1 rRNA gene is annotated in these 961 nt (G+C 49.9%); it reads right to left on the minus strand.

The features are described 5' to 3' along the window. Window positions 1-961: ribosomal RNA gene (locus A3763_RS08405) — 23S ribosomal RNA — on the minus strand; the annotation flags it as partial.

A 961-nucleotide genomic window follows, 5' to 3' on the forward strand; every position in this document is an offset into this window, starting at 1 on the left:
GCATTCGCACTTCTGATACCTCCACCCAACTTCTCAATTGAGCTTCATCAGCTTACAGAACGCTCCTCTACCATATCTAAAAGATATCCGCAGCTTCGGTGTACAGTTTGAGCCCCGTTAAATCTTCCGCGCAGGCCGACTCGACTAGTGAGCTATTACGCTTTCTTTAAAGGATGGCTGCTTCTAAGCCAACCTCCTAGCTGTCTAAGCCTTCCCACATCGTTTCCCACTTAACTGTAACTTTGGGACCTTAGCTGGCGGTCTGGGTTGTTGCCCTCTCCACGACGGACGTTAGCACCCGCCGTGTGTCTCCCGTGATCGCACTCCTGGGTATTCGGAGTTTGCATGGGGTTGGTAAGTCGGGATGACCCCCTAGCCCAAACAGTGCTCTACCCCCCAGGGTGATACACGAGGCGCTACCTAAATAGCTTTCGAGGAGAACCAGCTATCTCCGAGTTTGATTAGCCTTTCACTCCTAGCCACAAGTCATCCCCTCATTTTTCAACATAAGTGGGTTCGGTCCTCCAATCAGTGTTACCTGATCTTCAACCTGCTCATGGCTAGATCACTCGGTTTCGGGTCTAATCCCAGCAACTAAACGCCCTATTAAGACTCGGTTTCCCTACGGCTCCCCTATACGGTTAACCTTGCTACTAAAATTAAGTCGCTGACCCATTATACAAAAGGTACGCAGTCACAGAACAAGTCTGCTCCCACTGCTTGTACGCATACGGTTTCAGGATCTATTTCACTCCCCTCACAGGGGTTCTTTTCGCCTTTCCCTCACGGTACTGGTTCACTATCGGTCAGTCAGGAGTATTTAGCCTTGGAGGATGGTCCCCCCATCTTCAGACAAGATAACACGTGTCCCGTCCTACTTAATATGTGACTATTGAATCTTCGTGTACGGGGCTATCACCCACTATGGCCGCACTTCCCAGAGCGTTCCACTAATTCAATA

Source organism: Oleiphilus sp. HI0128, assembly GCF_001635365.1.